General features: G+C 67.6%; 11 protein-coding genes and 1 pseudogene. 8 read left to right on the forward strand and 4 right to left on the reverse strand.

The features are described 5' to 3' along the window. Positions 1–120 precede the first annotated feature (120 nt). A complete protein-coding gene (locus WB794_RS09930) occupies positions 121–873 on the forward strand; it encodes a Bax inhibitor-1/YccA family protein (protein ID WP_337335706.1) in 753 nt (250 codons plus the stop codon). 333 nt (positions 874–1,206) lie between these two features. Then, complete coding sequence (gene hemB / locus WB794_RS09935; protein WP_337335707.1) at positions 1,207–2,196, forward strand: porphobilinogen synthase; 990 nt, start codon at positions 1,207–1,209, stop codon at positions 2,194–2,196. Positions 2,197–2,282: 86 nt separating this feature from the next. Here the strand turns inward: hemB and WB794_RS09940 are convergent, their stop codons facing one another. Next, the gene (locus WB794_RS09940; protein ID WP_337335708.1) at positions 2,283–2,996 is read right to left on the reverse strand and encodes a glutathione S-transferase N-terminal domain-containing protein; all 714 of its coding nucleotides are present in this window, start codon (positions 2,994–2,996) and stop codon (positions 2,283–2,285) included. Positions 2,997–3,058: 62 nt separating this feature from the next. Between WB794_RS09940 and WB794_RS09945 the strand changes: the two genes are divergently transcribed. Continuing rightward, a complete protein-coding gene (locus WB794_RS09945; RefSeq protein ID WP_337335709.1) occupies positions 3,059–4,480 on the forward strand; it encodes a coniferyl aldehyde dehydrogenase in 1,422 nt (473 codons plus the stop codon). Positions 4,481–4,486: 6 nt separating this feature from the next. Here the strand turns inward: WB794_RS09945 and WB794_RS09950 are convergent, their stop codons facing one another. After that, the gene (locus WB794_RS09950) at positions 4,487–4,843 is read right to left on the reverse strand and encodes a DUF2782 domain-containing protein (protein WP_337335710.1); all 357 of its coding nucleotides are present in this window, start codon (positions 4,841–4,843) and stop codon (positions 4,487–4,489) included. A gap of 105 nt (positions 4,844–4,948) precedes the next feature. Here WB794_RS09950 and polA point away from each other — a divergent pair, with 105 nt between their 5' ends. Then, positions 4,949–7,720: a DNA polymerase I gene (gene polA, locus WB794_RS09955; protein ID WP_337335711.1), complete on the forward strand. Its 2,772-nt coding sequence runs from the start codon at positions 4,949–4,951 to the stop codon at positions 7,718–7,720. Between the two features lie 516 nt (positions 7,721–8,236). Further along, positions 8,237–9,361, forward strand: a complete 1,125-nt coding sequence (locus tag WB794_RS09960) for a pyridoxal-phosphate-dependent aminotransferase family protein (RefSeq protein WP_337335712.1) — start codon at positions 8,237–8,239, stop codon at positions 9,359–9,361. A 22-nt stretch (positions 9,362–9,383) separates the two neighbouring features. On the opposite strand, the pseudogene WB794_RS09965 reads toward WB794_RS09960, so the two are convergent. Then, positions 9,384–9,652, reverse strand: a pseudogene (locus WB794_RS09965) (transposase); the annotation flags it as partial. 42 nt (positions 9,653–9,694) lie between these two features. On the opposite strand from WB794_RS09965, the gene WB794_RS09970 reads away from it, so the two are divergent. After that, positions 9,695–10,024, forward strand: coding sequence for a hypothetical protein (locus WB794_RS09970; protein ID WP_337335718.1), 330 nt, complete (start codon positions 9,695–9,697; stop codon positions 10,022–10,024). Between the two features lie 39 nt (positions 10,025–10,063). Here WB794_RS09970 and WB794_RS09975 read toward each other — a convergent pair whose 3' ends face one another. After that, positions 10,064–11,944, reverse strand: coding sequence for an MFS transporter (locus WB794_RS09975; protein ID WP_337335713.1), 1,881 nt, complete (start codon positions 11,942–11,944; stop codon positions 10,064–10,066). Positions 11,945–12,109: 165 nt separating this feature from the next. Here WB794_RS09975 and gcvT point away from each other — a divergent pair, with 165 nt between their 5' ends. Both gcvT and gcvH read left to right on the forward strand, forming a co-directional pair. Beyond that, on the forward strand, positions 12,110–13,204 hold the full coding sequence (gcvT, locus tag WB794_RS09980) for a glycine cleavage system aminomethyltransferase GcvT (RefSeq protein ID WP_337335714.1): 1,095 nt from the start codon (positions 12,110–12,112) through the stop codon (positions 13,202–13,204). Between the two features lie 83 nt (positions 13,205–13,287). Beyond that, the gene (gene gcvH / locus WB794_RS09985) at positions 13,288–13,683 is read left to right on the forward strand and encodes a glycine cleavage system protein GcvH (protein ID WP_337335715.1); all 396 of its coding nucleotides are present in this window, start codon (positions 13,288–13,290) and stop codon (positions 13,681–13,683) included. Positions 13,684–14,555 lie beyond the last annotated feature (872 nt).

Consider the following 14,555-nt stretch of genomic DNA (forward strand, 5'->3'; position numbering starts at 1 on the left):
ACTATTTACAAAAGTTTTCGGACGCACCAACTATTCTCGCCGCCGCGGTTTAACTTGCGGTTAACAAAACCGTCGGGTGGGGCATCTATCGTCACGCCGTTCATCCCCCGGAGTACTTCCATGCGCAGCGGCAACCCCGTCCTCAGCGACTCGACCTTCCTCGACCTGGGCAGCGGCGCGGTACTGTCGCGCCCGGCCGACGCGATGACCCTCAACGGCACCATCGCCAAGACCGGCATCCTGCTTTTCCTGACCGTGCTGACCGCGACCTTCGCCTGGACCCAGTCGGTCACGGCGGCCGGCCCGACGGCGGCCGCGCCGATGTTCCTCTGGGGCGGCCTGATCGGCGGCTTCATTCTGGCCATGGTGACCATCTTCAAGAAGACCTGGGCCCCGGTGACCGCGCCGCTTTACGCGATCCTGGAGGGCTTCTTCCTGGGCGCGATCTCCGGCATCTTCGCGCACCTTTACGAAGGCATCGTGATGCAGGCGGTGATGCTGACCTTCGGCACCCTGTTCGCACTGCTGTTCGCCTATCGCAGCGGGCTGATCCAGGTGACCCAGAAGTTCCGCGCCGGCGTGGTTGCGGCCACCGGCGGCATCATGCTGATCTACCTGGCCACGATCGGCCTCGGATTTTTCGGCATCAACATCCCGTACATCCACGAGTCGGGCCTGATCGGCATCGGCTTCAGCCTGGTGGTGGTGACGGTGGCGGCGCTGAATCTGGTGCTGGACTTCGACCTGATCGAGACGGGGGTGCAGCAGGGCGCGCCGAAGTACATGGAGTGGTTCGGCGGCTTCGCGCTGCTGGTGACGCTGGTCTGGCTCTACATCGAGTTCCTGCGGCTGTTGTCCAAGCTGCGCGACTGATTGCGGGTTCAAGGCTGACGGGGAAGGCGTCGTACGAGGGTGCGGCGCCTTTTTCGTTTCCGGGGGCGGTGTCGCAGGGTTTCGACCGCCTCGGCGGCGGCCGAGTCACTTCTCTTTACTCCGGGCATCCTGCCCTACGCCCCTTCGGGGCCGGCTTCGCCGTTCGCGCCGCTCCTGCGGCGCAGTGCCTGCTTTCTCTTGGACAAGCAAGAGAAAGCAGGTCGGCCGCCGCCGAGGCGGACGAAAGCCTGCGAAAGCGCACAACCGAAACCGAAAGAAGCCGCTCCCCGCCGGCGCTAGAATGCCCTCTTGCCTCACCTCAGAGCCATCGCCATGAGCCAGTTCCCCGTCCGCCCCCGCCGCATGCGCCGCGACGACTTCTCTCGCCGGCTGATGCGCGAGAACCTGCTGAGTACGAACGACCTGATCTGGCCGGTGTTCGTGCACGAGGAGAAGGGGCGCGCGCCGGTGGGATCGATGCCGGGCGTGGAGCGGCTTTCGATCGACGAGCTCCTGCGCGAGGCCGAGTCCGCGCTGGCGCTGGGCATTCCGCTGATCGACCTGTTCGGCGTGCCCGATCCTTCCGCCAAGACGGCGGACGGGCGCGTGGCCTGGGACGAGAACGGCATCGTGCCGCGCGCGATCCGCGCGCTGAAGTCGCGCTTTCCCGAGCTGGGCGTGATGAGCGACCAGGCGCTCGATCCCTACACCACGCATGGCCAGGACGGGCTGATCGACGACTCCGGCTACATTCTCAACGACGAGACGGTGGAGGCACTGGTAAAGCAGTCGCTGGCGCACGCCGCCGCCGGTGTGGACGTGCTCTCGCCTTCCGACATGATGGACGGACGCATCGGAGTGATCCGCGCTGCGCTGGAAGCGAGCGGCTTCATCCACACCCGCATCATGGCCTACAGCGCCAAGTACGCCAGCAGTTTCTACGGTCCGTTCCGCAGCGCAGTGGGCAGCGCCGGCAGCCTCGGCAAGGGCAACAAGTACACCTATCAGATGGACCCGGCCAATTCCGATGAGGCGCTGCACGAGGTGGCGCTGGATCTGGCTGAAGGCGCGGACATGGTGATGGTCAAGCCGGGCCTGCCGTACCTCGACGTGCTCTACCGCGTGAAGCAGCAGTTCCGCCGCCCGACCTGCGTGTATCAGGTGAGCGGGGAGTACGCGATGATCAAGGCGGCCGCCGCGAATGGCTGGATCGACGAGCGCATGGTGGCGATGGAGGCGCTGCTTGCGTTCAAGCGCGCCGGCGCGGACGGCATCCTCACCTACTTCGCGCCCGACGCCGCGCGTTGGCTGCGCGAGGCATAGCGCCAGCGTCGGCCGCGCAGGGCCGACCTGCGCCCGGCGGAGGGTTGCGGTGTTCCAATGCGCCAACCTCGGGCGGTAGGTCGGGGTTACGCCCCCGACGGAAGGCTCCGTGCGCGAAGGTCTTCCACGATCTCGCCACTCTCGAGGGCTTCGGCGTCGTGCGCAGCGTCGCGCCAAGTTTCGGCCAGCGCGTCGCGCTCCCATTCGCGCATCGACTTCAGCGCCAGCAGGTGGCGCGCGTAGTCGGCCGCCGCGCCTTCCAGCGCAAAGCCGTAGCTCTGCCAGCGGAACGCGATCGGCGCGTAGAACGCATCCACGACGCTGAAGCGCGGGCCGGCGAGGAAGGGGCCGCCGAAGCGATCGAGGCCCTGGTTCCACAGCTCCTGCAGCCGCACGAGGTCGGGCGCGATGGCGCGGCACGCTTCTTCATGCAGGCGCATGCGGATGCCCACGCTCATCGTGCACCAGCGGCGCAGTTGGCCGAAGCCCGAGTGCATTTCGGCCGCAGCGCTGCGGGCAAAGGCGCGCGCGGCGGGATCTTCCGGCCAGACCTGCGGGTGCGTTTCGGCCACATGGCCCACGATGGCCAGCGAATCCCACACCCGGATGTCCCCGTCGTGCAGGCAAGGCACCTGGCCGGAGGGCGAGAAGCGCAGGAAGCGCTCGCGGCTCGAGCCGGACGCCCCTTCCACGAAGCGCTCAAGGCGTTCTTCGAACAGGATGCCGGCTTCGCGCAGCAGCACCCAGGGGCGCAGCGACCAGGACGAGTAGTTCCTGTTGGCGATGTAGAGTGTGTACACGAACGTTCTCCGCTATACGTGAAGCCATCTTAGAAGCATCGGCCTTGGGCCGCAGGCACGCCATGACAAGCCCCGTTTCCACCCCGATCGCCGAACTGGTCCCGACGCTGGAGCGGCTGCGCCAGGCGCAGGCGGCGGCCACGCCCGACTTCGCGCAGCGCCGCGATGACCTGCGCCGGCTGCGCCGCGTCTTCAAGGCGCGCATGGACGAGATGGTAGCCGCGGTCAGCGCCGACTTCGGCGGCCGCTCGCGGCACGAGACCCTGCTCACCGACGCGATGACGGTGCTGGCGGAAATCGACTACACCCTGCGGCACCTTCGGCGCTGGATGCGCCCGCAGCGCAAGTCCGTGGACTGGCTGTTCCTGCCGGCGCGCGCGCAGGTCCGCATCCAGCCGCTGGGCGTGGTGGGGGTGATTTCGCCGTGGAACTATCCGGTGAACCTGGCGCTGATCCCGCTGGTTTCTGCGATTGCGGCCGGCAACCACGTCTACCTCAAGCCCTCCGAGCATGTTCCCAACACCAGTGCCTTCCTGGCCTCGCTGCTGGCCGAGGTGTTCCCGACGAATCGCGTTGCCGTGGCGCTGGGCGGCGCGGATGTGGCCGCGGCGTTCTCCGCGCTGCCGTTCGACCATCTGTTCTTCACCGGCTCCACCGCCGTGGGCCGCCACGTGATGGCCGCCGCGGCACCGAACCTGACGCCGGTGACGCTGGAGCTGGGCGGAAAGTCCCCGGCGATCATCGCGCCGGGCTATCCGCTGGCGACCGCGGCGGCGCGCATCGCGACCGGCAAGTGGCTCAACGCCGGCCAGACCTGCATCGCACCCGATTACGTGCTGGTGCCGCGCGAATCGCGCGATGCCTTCGCCGAGGCGCTGCGCATCGAGATCGCCTCGCGCTACCCGCAGCTCGACGCCAACCCCGACTACACCCGCATCGTCAACGAAGGCCAGTACCGTCGCCTGCGTGCGCTGCTGGATGAGGCGAAGGAGAAGGGCGCGAAGGTGCTGGCACTGCGTGAAATCGATCCGGCGCGGGCTGACGCCGAGCGCCTGATCGCGCCGACCCTGGTGCTCGATCCGCCGGCCGACAGCCGCCTGATGCGCGAGGAGATTTTCGGGCCGATCCTGCCGCTGGTGGGCTGCGATTCCGTCGATGCCGCAATCGATTACGTCAACGCGCGCGAACGCCCGCTGGCGCTCTACCACTTCGATCTGGATCGCGCCCGCATCGAGCGCGTGCTGGATCGCACCATCGCCGGCGGTGTGTGCGTCAACGACACCATCCTGCATATCGCCCAGTCGAGCCTGCCCTTCGGCGGCGTCGGACAAAGCGGCATGGGTGCCTATCACGGCCACGAGGGTTTCCTGGCCCTGAGCAAGCGCAAGCCGGTGTTCTACCAGTCGCGCCTGAGCAGCATGGCTCTGTTCAAGCCGCCCTACCGCGGCCTGGCCGACCGGCTGGCGAAGTTCCTGACGCGCTGAGGCGCGTCAGTTCCACTTGTAGAGCGTGTAGTACACCGGGCCGATCGGGCCGTCGTGATCGCTGCGATCGAGCAGGCCGTCGCCGTTGGTGTCGAGCAGGGTGTAGGTGATGCCGGCCGAAGTGGTGACTTTCACCATCGTCAGGCGGCCGTTGTCGCGGTATTCCTGCACGGTGTCGCCGTTCTCCTGGCGGCGAATGGTGACCGCCGGGGCGTTGGACACGTCGTCTTCGGCGCGGATCTTCTTGGGCAGCGGGGCCTGGGCGTCCGCCTTGGGCGGCGCATCCTGCGCCGGAGCGGGGTCCTGGGCCCAGGCCGCAGGGGCGGCAAACAGCGCGAGGATCAGCAGGCTTGCGGTTCGCATGGCGGTTCTCCGTGGCGGGCGTCCAGCATACCCGCAAGAACGCCGGCCGCGCCTGAATCCGGGCACCGCATCGCTGTTGCCGCGGCGCGCCCGTACACTGGCGGCATGAAGAAGCTCGTGCTGATCGACGGATCCTCTTACCTCTATCGCGCCTTCCACGCGCTGCCGCCCCTGACCGGCCCCGACGGCAGTCCGACCGGCGCGCTGTTCGGCGTGGTCAACATGCTGCGCGCCACACTCAAGGAAAAACCCGACTTCGTCGCTTTCGTGGTGGATGCGCCCGGTCCGACGTTCCGCGATGCGATGTATCCGGACTACAAGTCCAACCGTCCGCCGACGCCGGACGATCTCAAGGTGCAGGTCGAGCCGATGCTGGCGATCGTCGAGGCGCTGGGCTTCACCATCCTGCGCGAGCCGGGGGTGGAGGCTGACGATGTGATCGGCACGCTCGCCGTGGCGGCGGCGGGGCAGGGCATCGAGGTGGAGATTTCCACCTCCGACAAGGATTTTGCCCAGCTCGTCGCCCCCCGCATCGCCCTGGTCAACACGATGAGCGGCAGCCGTACCGCCAGCGATGCTGATGTGGAAGCGAAGTTCGGCGTGCCGGCTTCGCGCATCGTGGATTACCTCGCGCTGATGGGTGACGCGGTGGACAACGTGCCGGGCGTGGAGAAGTGCGGGCCCAAGACCGCCGCCAAGTGGCTGGCGCAGTTCGGTTCGCTGGATGAAATCATGGCGCGCGCCGACGAGGTGGGTGGGAAGGTCGGGGAAAACCTGCGCGCGGCGCTGCCGCGCCTGCCGCTCAATCGCGAGCTGATCACCATCCGGACCGACGTGCCGCTGGCGGTGGGCGTGACCGATCTGGGCCTGCGCGAGCGCGATGTCGCGGCCCTGCGTGCGCTGTATTCGCGCTACGGATTCAACCAGGCGCTGCGGGAGTTGGACGCGGGCAACGTCGGCGCGGCGCTTCCCGACGTGGGCGAGAAGGAGCCGGGGCGGGCGCGCGGCGCGGGTTTTGCGGGCGCGCCTGTGCACGCAGCGGATGGCGTCGACCCGTCGCTTGCCGCGCCGGGGCGTTACGAAACCGTGCTCACCCGCGCGGTGCTGGACGGCTGGGTGGAGCGCCTGCGCGGCGCACCTCTGATCGCGCTGGATACCGAGACCGATTCGCTCGATCCGATGCGCGCGCGCCTGGTCGGCCTGAGCTTTGCGGTCGAGCCCGGCGAGGCCGCCTATGTCCCGCTCGCGCACGATTATCCCGGTGCGCCGGCGCAGCTGTCGCTCGATGAGGTGCGCGCGGCGCTGCGCCCGCTGCTCGAAGATCCCGGCATCGCCAAGCTCGGGCAGAACGGCAAGTACGACCTGCACGTGCTGCGCCGCCACGGCATGGCGGTGCGGGGCTACGCCCAGGACACCCTGCTGGAAAGCTTCGTGCTCGATGCCAGCGGCGGGCGACACGATCTGGATTCGCTCGCCCAGCGCCATCTGGGCTATGCGACCGTGCGCTACGAGGACGTGGCCGGCAAGGGCGCGCGTCAGATTCCCTTTTCGCAGGTGGATCTCGACGCGGCCACGCGCTACGCCGCCGAGGACGCGGACATCTGCCTGCGGCTGCACCAGGTGCTGGCGGCGCGGCTGCGCGCCGAGCCGGGACTGCGCGCGGTGTACGAGGAGATCGAGATGCCGCTGGTCGACGTGCTGACCAAGATCGAGGCCCACGGCGTGCTGATCGACGTGGACGAGCTGCGCCGGCAAAGCCGCGACCTGGCCTCGCGCATGCTGGCCGCGCAGACGCGCGCCTTCGAACTGGCCGGACGCCACTTCAATCTGGATTCGCCCAAGCAGCTCCAGGCGCTGCTGTTCGACGAGCTGAACCTGACGGTCACCGCCAAGACGCCGACCGGGCAGCCCTCCACCAACGAGGATGCGCTGGAGGCGATTGCGCATGAACACGAGCTGCCGCGGCTGATCCTGGAGTATCGCGCCCTGGCCAAGCTGCGCGGCACCTATACCGACAAGCTGCCGGAGATGGTGAACCCGGAGACCGGACGCCTGCACACCAGCTACCACCAGGGCGGCGCGGCGACCGGGCGGCTGTCGTCGAGCGATCCGAACCTGCAGAACATTCCGATCCGCAGCGAGGACGGGCGCCGCATCCGGCGCGCCTTCATCGCACCATCGGGGCGGCGCATCGTCGCCTTCGACTACTCCCAGATCGAGCTGCGCATCATGGCGCACCTGTCCGGCGACGCCGGGCTGATCGCGGCCTTCGATGCGGGGCTGGACATCCACCGCGCCACTGCGGCGGAGGTGTTCGGCGTGGCGCTGGAGGCGGTGGAACCCAACCAGCGCCGCGCCGCCAAGGCGATCAACTTCGGCCTCATCTACGGCATGGGCGCGTTCGGGCTGGCGCGCCAGCTGGGCGTTTCGCGCAGCGAAGCGCAGGACTACATCAGCCTCTACTTCAACCGCTACCCGGGCGTGCATGCGTTCATGGAGCGCACCCGCGCGAGCGCGCGCGAACGGGGCTATGTGGAAACGGTGTTCGGCCGCCGCCTGCAGCTGCCGGAAATCGCCTCGCGCAACGCCAACCAGCGCGCCGGTGCCGAGCGCGCCGCGATCAATGCGCCGATGCAGGGCACCGCCGCCGACATCATCAAGCGCGCCATGCGGCGGGTACACGACTGGCTGCTCCCGCACGACGACCGCGCGCGCATGATCATGCAGGTGCATGACGAACTGGTGTTCGAGTCCGACGTGGAGTTCGTCGAGCCCTTGATCGAGTCGGTTCGAGGCCTCATGCAGGATGCGGCGGATCTGCGGGTAGCGCTGATCGTGGATGCGGGTGAAGGCGAAAACTGGGACGAGGCGCACTGAGTCGGCGCGCATGCCGGGGTGCGAAACGACGGCCTGCGCTTATGCCGTTTCAATCGTTTGCATTATCCGCGCGATACTGTGCGATAGAATGCAAAATTCCATGCAAGCCCATGACTTCCGGCACATTTGTGGGATTTGTGGCGCGCCAATGAATGCGTACTGAATTAGACCAAGGTTGCATGTGAAACTCAGGGAACCTTCAGGGTGTTCTGTTAATCTATGCACACGGTGGACGCAACGCCACCCGTGATCCACCTGCCCCCCCTCGGGTGGATCCGCTGGAAGCCTGGCCCCTCCCCTGGCCCTCTTCCAGCCCGGCCCCGCAGGTCCCTCCCCTGGCCTGCGGGGCTTTCTTTTGTGGCTCCCGAAAGTGCATGGGTTTCCTCGCGGCGTGATGACGCCGGCTGCGGCAGGAGCGGCAGGAGCGGGGGCATCCCACGGCATGAAGCGGCTCGCCGGGAAGCGGCACAAAGCGGGCTACACTGGAAGGCCTTTCCCAATCCGGTGCGCATCGTCATGCAGAGCTTCCATCCGCCCCGCCGCCTCCTGCTCGGTCCCGGCCCCTCGGACGTTCCCCGGCGCATCCTCGACGCGCTGGCCCGCCCCACCATCGGTCATCTGGATCCCGCCTACGTCGGCATGATGGAGGAGCTCAAGACGCTCCTGCGCTACGCTTTCAAGACGGCCAACCCGCTCACCATCCCGGTGTCCGCGCCTGGCTCGGCCGGGATGGAGGCCTGCTTCGTCAATCTGGTGGAGCCGGGCGATACCGTGATCGTGTGCCGCAACGGCGTGTTCGGTGGCCGCATGCGCGAGAACGTGGTGCGCGCCGGTGCCAGCGCCGTGATGGTGGATGACGAGTTCGGCAGGCCGGTCGATCCGGAGAAGGTCGAAGCCGCGCTGCGCGCCAATCCGGGAGCCAAGGCGCTGGCCTTCGTCCACGCGGAGACCTCCACCGGCGCGCGGTCGGATGCGGCCACGCTGTGTCGCCTCGCGCGCGAACACGGGGCGTTGTCCATCGTCGATACCGTCACCAGCCTGGGCGGCTGCGAAGTGGACGTGGATGGCTGGGGTGCCGATGCGGTGTATTCGGGCTCGCAGAAGTGCCTGTCCGCGCCGCCCGGCCTTTCGCCCGTGACTTTCAGCCCGCGCGCCACCGAGACGGTGAAGGCGCGCAAGGTTCCGGTGCAGAGCTGGTTCCTCGACATGAGCCTGGTGATGGCCTACTGGGACGGTACCGGCGGGCGCAGCTACCACCATACCGCGCCGATCAACATGACCTACGCGCTGCACGAATCGCTGCTGATCCTGCACGAGGAAGGATTGGAAGCCGCCTGGGCGCGCCATCAGGCCAACCACGAGCGCCTGCGCGCAGGCCTGCAGACGATGGGGCTTGCGCTGCTGGGCGATGATGACGGTGCGCGCCTGCCGCAGCTCAATCCGGTCGTGGTGCCCGAGGGCGTGGACGAGGCCGGCGTGCGCCGCGCGCTGCTCGACGACCACGGCATCGAGATCGGCGCGGGCCTGGGGCCGCTGGCCGGCAAGATCTGGCGCATCGGCCTGATGGGTGCCTCCAGCCGCCCGGAGGCGGTGGATCGTCTGCTGGGTGCGCTGGCGCAGGCGCTGGGGCGCAGCCGGTAGGCGACTGATTCCGCCCGACGCCAAAAGATTGGCGCATCTTGATGATCTTGCGCAGGCGCGCATGCACGCTCTCGATCGCGTTGGTCGTGTAGATCACCCGCCGCACGTCGGGCGGGAACGCGAAGAGCGGAATCACGCGCGACCAGGCGCGTCGCCAGGTCGCGATCGCGGTCGGGTAGCGTTCGCCCCGGGGGCTGGCCTCGAATGCGTCCAGCGCGGCCTCGGCGGTCGGTGCGGTGTAGAGATCGGCTTGATCGCCGCCGCCAGCGCCTTGCGGTCCTTCCAGCTCGCAACCATCTTCCGCACGCCATCGCGGGACTGTCCGGCTCGCGCATGGCGGCGCTGGCTTCCGATGACGGCTTTTGCCTTGCGCGCGTGGGCTACCCGCAGGATGAGGCCGATACGCTGTGCGTCGCGGCCGCCGACTTCTTCGACTTCGTTGCCCGGCAGAAGCAGCGTGGCTTCAAGGGAACCGGGCGCGCCGTGTCGTTGCATGAAAGCATCGACATGCGGATGCCGACGACAACCTTCACCCTGTTCTGGGTCGATGGCGTGGGGTATTGGCTGATCCCGGGCGGCGAGCCGCTGCTCAACAATCGCGCACTGGTGGATCTGATCCGGGGAATTCGCGTCGCCGCAGACAAGTTCACTCCGCTCGGATGAGCGTTTCGCGCGCGCCGCGGATCGTGTGGAGCGCGACGGTCAGCGCGCCTCGCCGCGCAGTTCCCGCACCCGTGCCTCCAGCGCCGCCGCGCTGGCCAGTTCCGGCGCGATCGGTTCGCCCGCGGCCAGCTGCACGCGGGCGCGAAAGCGGCGCGGCAGGCGCATGCGGTGCAGGCGCGAATCGCGTCGGCTCCACATGCTTGCCCACATGCCGCGCAGCGCCATCGGAATGACCGGGACCGGGCGCGTTTCAAGGATGCGTTCCACGCCCTTGCGGAACGGCGCGATTTCGCCGTCGCGGGTGAGCGCGCCTTCTGGGAAGATGCAGACCAGTTCGCCCGCCGCCAGCGCGGCATCGATTTCCGCGAAGGCGCGCTCCATCAGCGCCGGGTCTTCCTGGCTGCCGGCGATCGGGATGGCGCGCGTGGCGCGGAACACGATGTTCATGCCGGGCAGATCGAAAATCCTGTAGTACATGACAAAGCGCGTGGGCCGCGGCACCGCGCCCAGCACCAGCACCGCGTCCATGAAGCTGACGTGGTTGCACACGATCAGCGCCGCTCCTTCGTCCGGCACGTGCTCCAGCCCGTTCACGTCGAGCCGGTAGAGCGCCTTGGCCACGAGATAGGCGACGAAGCGCGCGATGAACTCGGGCACCAGGGTGAAGATGTAGATCGCCACCAGCGCGTTGAGGATGGCGGTGCACAGCAGCAGCTGTGGAACGTTCAGACCCAAGTGCAGCAGGAGGATCGCCAGAATCGCCGCGGTCACCATGAAGGCGGCGTTGAGGATGTTGTTGGCCGCGATCACGCGCGACAGCCGCTCGCGCGGGGTGCGCTGCTGGATCAGCGCATACAGCGGCACGGTGAAGAAGCCGCCGGCCATTCCGATGGCGAGAAGGTCGATGCAGATGCGCAGGTTTCCCGGTGCGGCGAGGAATTGCTGCCAGCTCAGGCCGGTGACGTCGGCCATGCCGGGGCGTGCGAAGTAGAGGTCGATGCCGAACACCGTCATGCCCAGCGCACCCAGCGGCACCAAACCGATTTCCACCGTGCGGCGCGAGAACACTTCGCACAAGAGCGAGCCGGCACCGATGCCCAACGCGAACAGCATCAGCACCAGCGGTGCCACGCTCTGGTCGCCGCCCAGATACAGGCGGGTGTAGTTGGGCAGCTGCGCCAGGAACACCGAGCCGAAGAACCAGAACCAGCTCACCCCGAGCACCGAGTTGAGCACCGCGCGATGGTCGCGCAGGAACATCACGTTGCGCCAGGTTTCGGTGACCGGGTTCCAGTTGAGCTTCAGATCCGGTGCGGTGGCGGTCGCGCGGGGAATGCCGCGCGAGGCCAGCCAGCCGGCCACCGCAATCAGGACCAGGGCCGCGCTCACCAGCGTCACGCCGCGGTCCAGTCCCATCAGCCAGCCGCCGGCGAGGGTGCCCAGCAGGATCGCGAGGAAGGTGCCGGATTCGACCAGGGCGTTGCCGCCGACCAGCTCTTTCGGGCGCAGGGCCTGTGGGAGGATCGAATACTTGAGCGGGCCGAAGGCCGCGCTCTGCGCGCCCATCAGGAACAGCACGCCGAGCAGGAAGGGCAGCGAACCCAGCCAGAAGCCGACGCCGGCCAGCCCCATCAGGATGATCTCGGCCGCCTTGATCCAGCGGATCGAGCGCGACTTCTCGTACTTCTCCGCCCACTGGCCGGCGTTGGCCGAGAGCAGGAAGAAGGGCAGGATGAACAGGCCTGCGGCCAGGTTGGAGTAGAAGTCCACCTGCGTGCTGGACAGCTCCGAGATCTGGAACGCGATCAGGATGATCAGCGCATTCTTGAAGACGTTGTCGTTGAACGCGCCCAGCGCCTGGGTGAGGAAGAAAGGCGCGAAGCGGCGGCGGCGCAGCAGGTCGAACTGGGAACCAGCCATCGGACAGGCCTGTGGAAAGGTGGCGCATGATGACGCGGGTGCGGCCGTCGATGCCAGTCGCCGATGCCGTCAGCGCCGCTTCATTCGTTGCCCGCACGGGGCGAACGATCACCCGGCGCGCCGGCCTGCGATAATGCGCACTTCCGTTCCCGACCCGAGACCGCCATGAGCCAGCAGACCGTCCTCAACGCCACCCACCGCGCCGCCGGCGCGCGCATGGTCGACTTCGGCGGATGGGACATGCCGATCCACTACGGTTCCCAGGTGGACGAGCACCACCAGGTGCGTCGCGACGTGGGCATGTTCGACGTCTCGCACATGACCGTGATCGACCTGCACGGCCCGCGCACGCGCGACTTCCTGCGCCATCTCCTGGCCAATTCCATCGACAAGCTCAAGGTGCCGGGCAAGGCGCTGTATTCGTGCATGCTCAACGAAAAGGGTGGCGTGATCGACGACCTGATCGTGTATTACCTCGCCGAGGATTTCTTCCGCATCGTCTCCAACGCCTCCACCCGCGACAAGGACCTGGCGTGGATCGAACCGGTCGCCGCGAGCTTCGACGTGCGCGTGGTCGAACGCCCGGATCTGGCGCTGATCGCGGTGCAGGGGCCGAACGCGCGCGTCGCCGTGTTGGCGCAGGTGGCCGAGGCCGATCGTGCCGCGGTGGCGGCGCTGGGCAAGTTCGCGGCGATCGACGTCAAGGGTTCGCAGGGCGAGGCGCTGTTCGTCGCGCGCACCGGCTACACCGGCGAGGACGGCTTCGAGATCGTGCTGCCGCAGGGCGCGGCCGTAGCGCTGTGGAACCGCCTGGCCGAGGCCGGGGTGAAGCCGGCGGGCCTGGGCGCGCGCGACACCCTGCGCCTGGAGGCCGGCATGAACCTCTACGGTCAGGACATGGATGAAACCGTCTCGCCGCTGGAGGCCGGCCTGGCCTGGACGGTCGCGTTCGACGAGGGTCGCGACTTCATCGGGCGCTCCGCGCTCGAGGCGCAGAAAAGCGCCGGCGTGCCGCGCCGCATGGTCGGCCTGGTGCTGCAAGACAAGGGCATCCTGCGCCACGGCCAACGCGTGGCGACGGCGGCGGGCGACGGCGAGATTCTTTCCGGCACCTTTGCGCCGACGCTGGGCACCTCGATCGCCTTCGCGCGCATTCCCGCCGGCGAACCCGGCGAGGTCGGCGTCGACATCCGCGGTCGCATCGTGCCGGCGCGCATCGTGAAGTACCCGTTCGTGCGCGACGGCAAGCCGGTCGAGTGACCACTTCGGCATTGCCGCCGCTTACAATTCCCACGCCTGTTTCCGGCCGCGCAGCGCGGTCCCTTTTTCCAGCGGAGTCTGTCATGAGCGAAATCCCCGGTGACCTGAAGTTCCAGCGTTCCCACGAGTGGGCGCGGCTTGAAGAGGGCGGTCGCGTGACCGTCGGCATCTCCTTCCACGCGCAGGACCAGTTGGGCGACGTGGTGTATGTCGAGCTGCCGACCGTGGGCGACCACGTCGAGCAGGGCGCAGGGTGTGCGGTGGTCGAGTCGGTGAAGGCCGCCTCGGACATCTATGCGCCCGTATCCGGCACCGTGGTCGCGGTCAACGAGGCCTTGGGCGATGCGCCGGAGACCATCAACGCCGATCCCTGGGGCGAAGGCTGGCTGTTCGCGCTGAAGATCGACGACGCGGCGCAGCTCGATGGTCTGCTCGGACCCGACGACTACGCCCAGGCGATGGAAGAAGACATGCACTGATCGTCGTCTTCATGGCGCGTGATCGATCGGCCGCCTTCGGGCGGCCGATCGCGTTGCAGCGACGGGTCACGATCCGATTCGGGTGCGCGGGCACGCGCAAACACGCGCGAAGTTTCGCGCACTTTGCCTTGTGCAATGCGAAAGCCACGACGAATCCGATGCTCGCGTGATGGCGCTGTGCGCGTGCTGTGCAACGTGTGCATGCGGGCTGCACGCACACGCGCTGTGCGTGGTGTGGTGAAGAACGCGTCGGCATCGACGTGATGCGGTGAGAGCCGCGCCATGCAAGGGTTTGTTTGTGTGTCGGCATGGTCTGATGTGGCATCGCCGCACGCTGTTTCGCAGCCGCATGCGCTGCGTCCTGGCATCGAACAGCGCGTGCTTTTCGCCCCGTGAAAAACACATCCAGGACAGCGCGTGCATGGCGCACTGCATCTTCTTGTTGACAGCCTCGCTGTTGATGCTTAGGTTTCGCGCAACCTTGCACTTCAGGCGCGGCGTTGAGTGGAACCACAGCACAGCGGAAGCATCGACAGGTCGATTCCTTCACGCCGCGTTTTGCGGTCCTCGGCAACTTTCCCCTCAGCCAAGCCAAGGTCGTTTGCGCGACCGTCCTGGAGCACGAGGACATCACGCCCGCATGCGTATGGATGCGGGCGTTGTTGTATGCGGCGAATGCCGCCTCACCCACCGGGTAATTGACGATCCACCAACGAAGATCGATCCACTGACGAGGAGAACCTGAAGATGGCAACGAAGAAACCTGCAGCGAAGAAGGCGGCTGCCAAGAAGGCCCCGGCCAAGAAGGCGGCGGTGAAGAAGGCCCCGGCCAAGAAGGCGGCGGTGAAGAAGGCTCCGGCCAAGAAGGCGGC

It is taken from the genome of Denitratimonas tolerans, from assembly GCF_037203605.1.
Lineage (GTDB): Bacteria > Pseudomonadota > Gammaproteobacteria > Xanthomonadales > Xanthomonadaceae > Denitratimonas > Denitratimonas tolerans.

Bases quoted from the DNA above. Each gene is read 5' to 3' on its own strand.
- WB794_RS09930 (WP_337335706.1), top strand. From the start codon at position 121: ATGCGCAGCGGCAACCCCGTCCTCAGCGACTCGACCTTCCTCGACCTG.
- hemB (WP_337335707.1), top strand. From the start codon at position 1,207: ATGAGCCAGTTCCCCGTCCGCCCCCGCCGCATGCGCCGCGACGACTTC.
- WB794_RS09945 (WP_337335709.1), top strand. From the start codon at position 3,059: ATGACAAGCCCCGTTTCCACCCCGATCGCCGAACTGGTCCCGACGCTG.
- WB794_RS09950 (WP_337335710.1), bottom strand. From the start codon at position 4,843: ATGCGAACCGCAAGCCTGCTGATCCTCGCGCTGTTTGCCGCCCCTGCG.
- polA (WP_337335711.1), top strand. From the start codon at position 4,949: ATGAAGAAGCTCGTGCTGATCGACGGATCCTCTTACCTCTATCGCGCC.
- WB794_RS09960 (WP_337335712.1), top strand. From the start codon at position 8,237: ATGCAGAGCTTCCATCCGCCCCGCCGCCTCCTGCTCGGTCCCGGCCCC.
- WB794_RS09970 (WP_337335718.1), top strand. From the start codon at position 9,695: ATGGCGGCGCTGGCTTCCGATGACGGCTTTTGCCTTGCGCGCGTGGGC.
- WB794_RS09975 (WP_337335713.1), bottom strand. From the start codon at position 11,944: ATGGCTGGTTCCCAGTTCGACCTGCTGCGCCGCCGCCGCTTCGCGCCT.
- gcvT (WP_337335714.1), top strand. From the start codon at position 12,110: ATGAGCCAGCAGACCGTCCTCAACGCCACCCACCGCGCCGCCGGCGCG.
- gcvH (WP_337335715.1), top strand. From the start codon at position 13,288: ATGAGCGAAATCCCCGGTGACCTGAAGTTCCAGCGTTCCCACGAGTGG.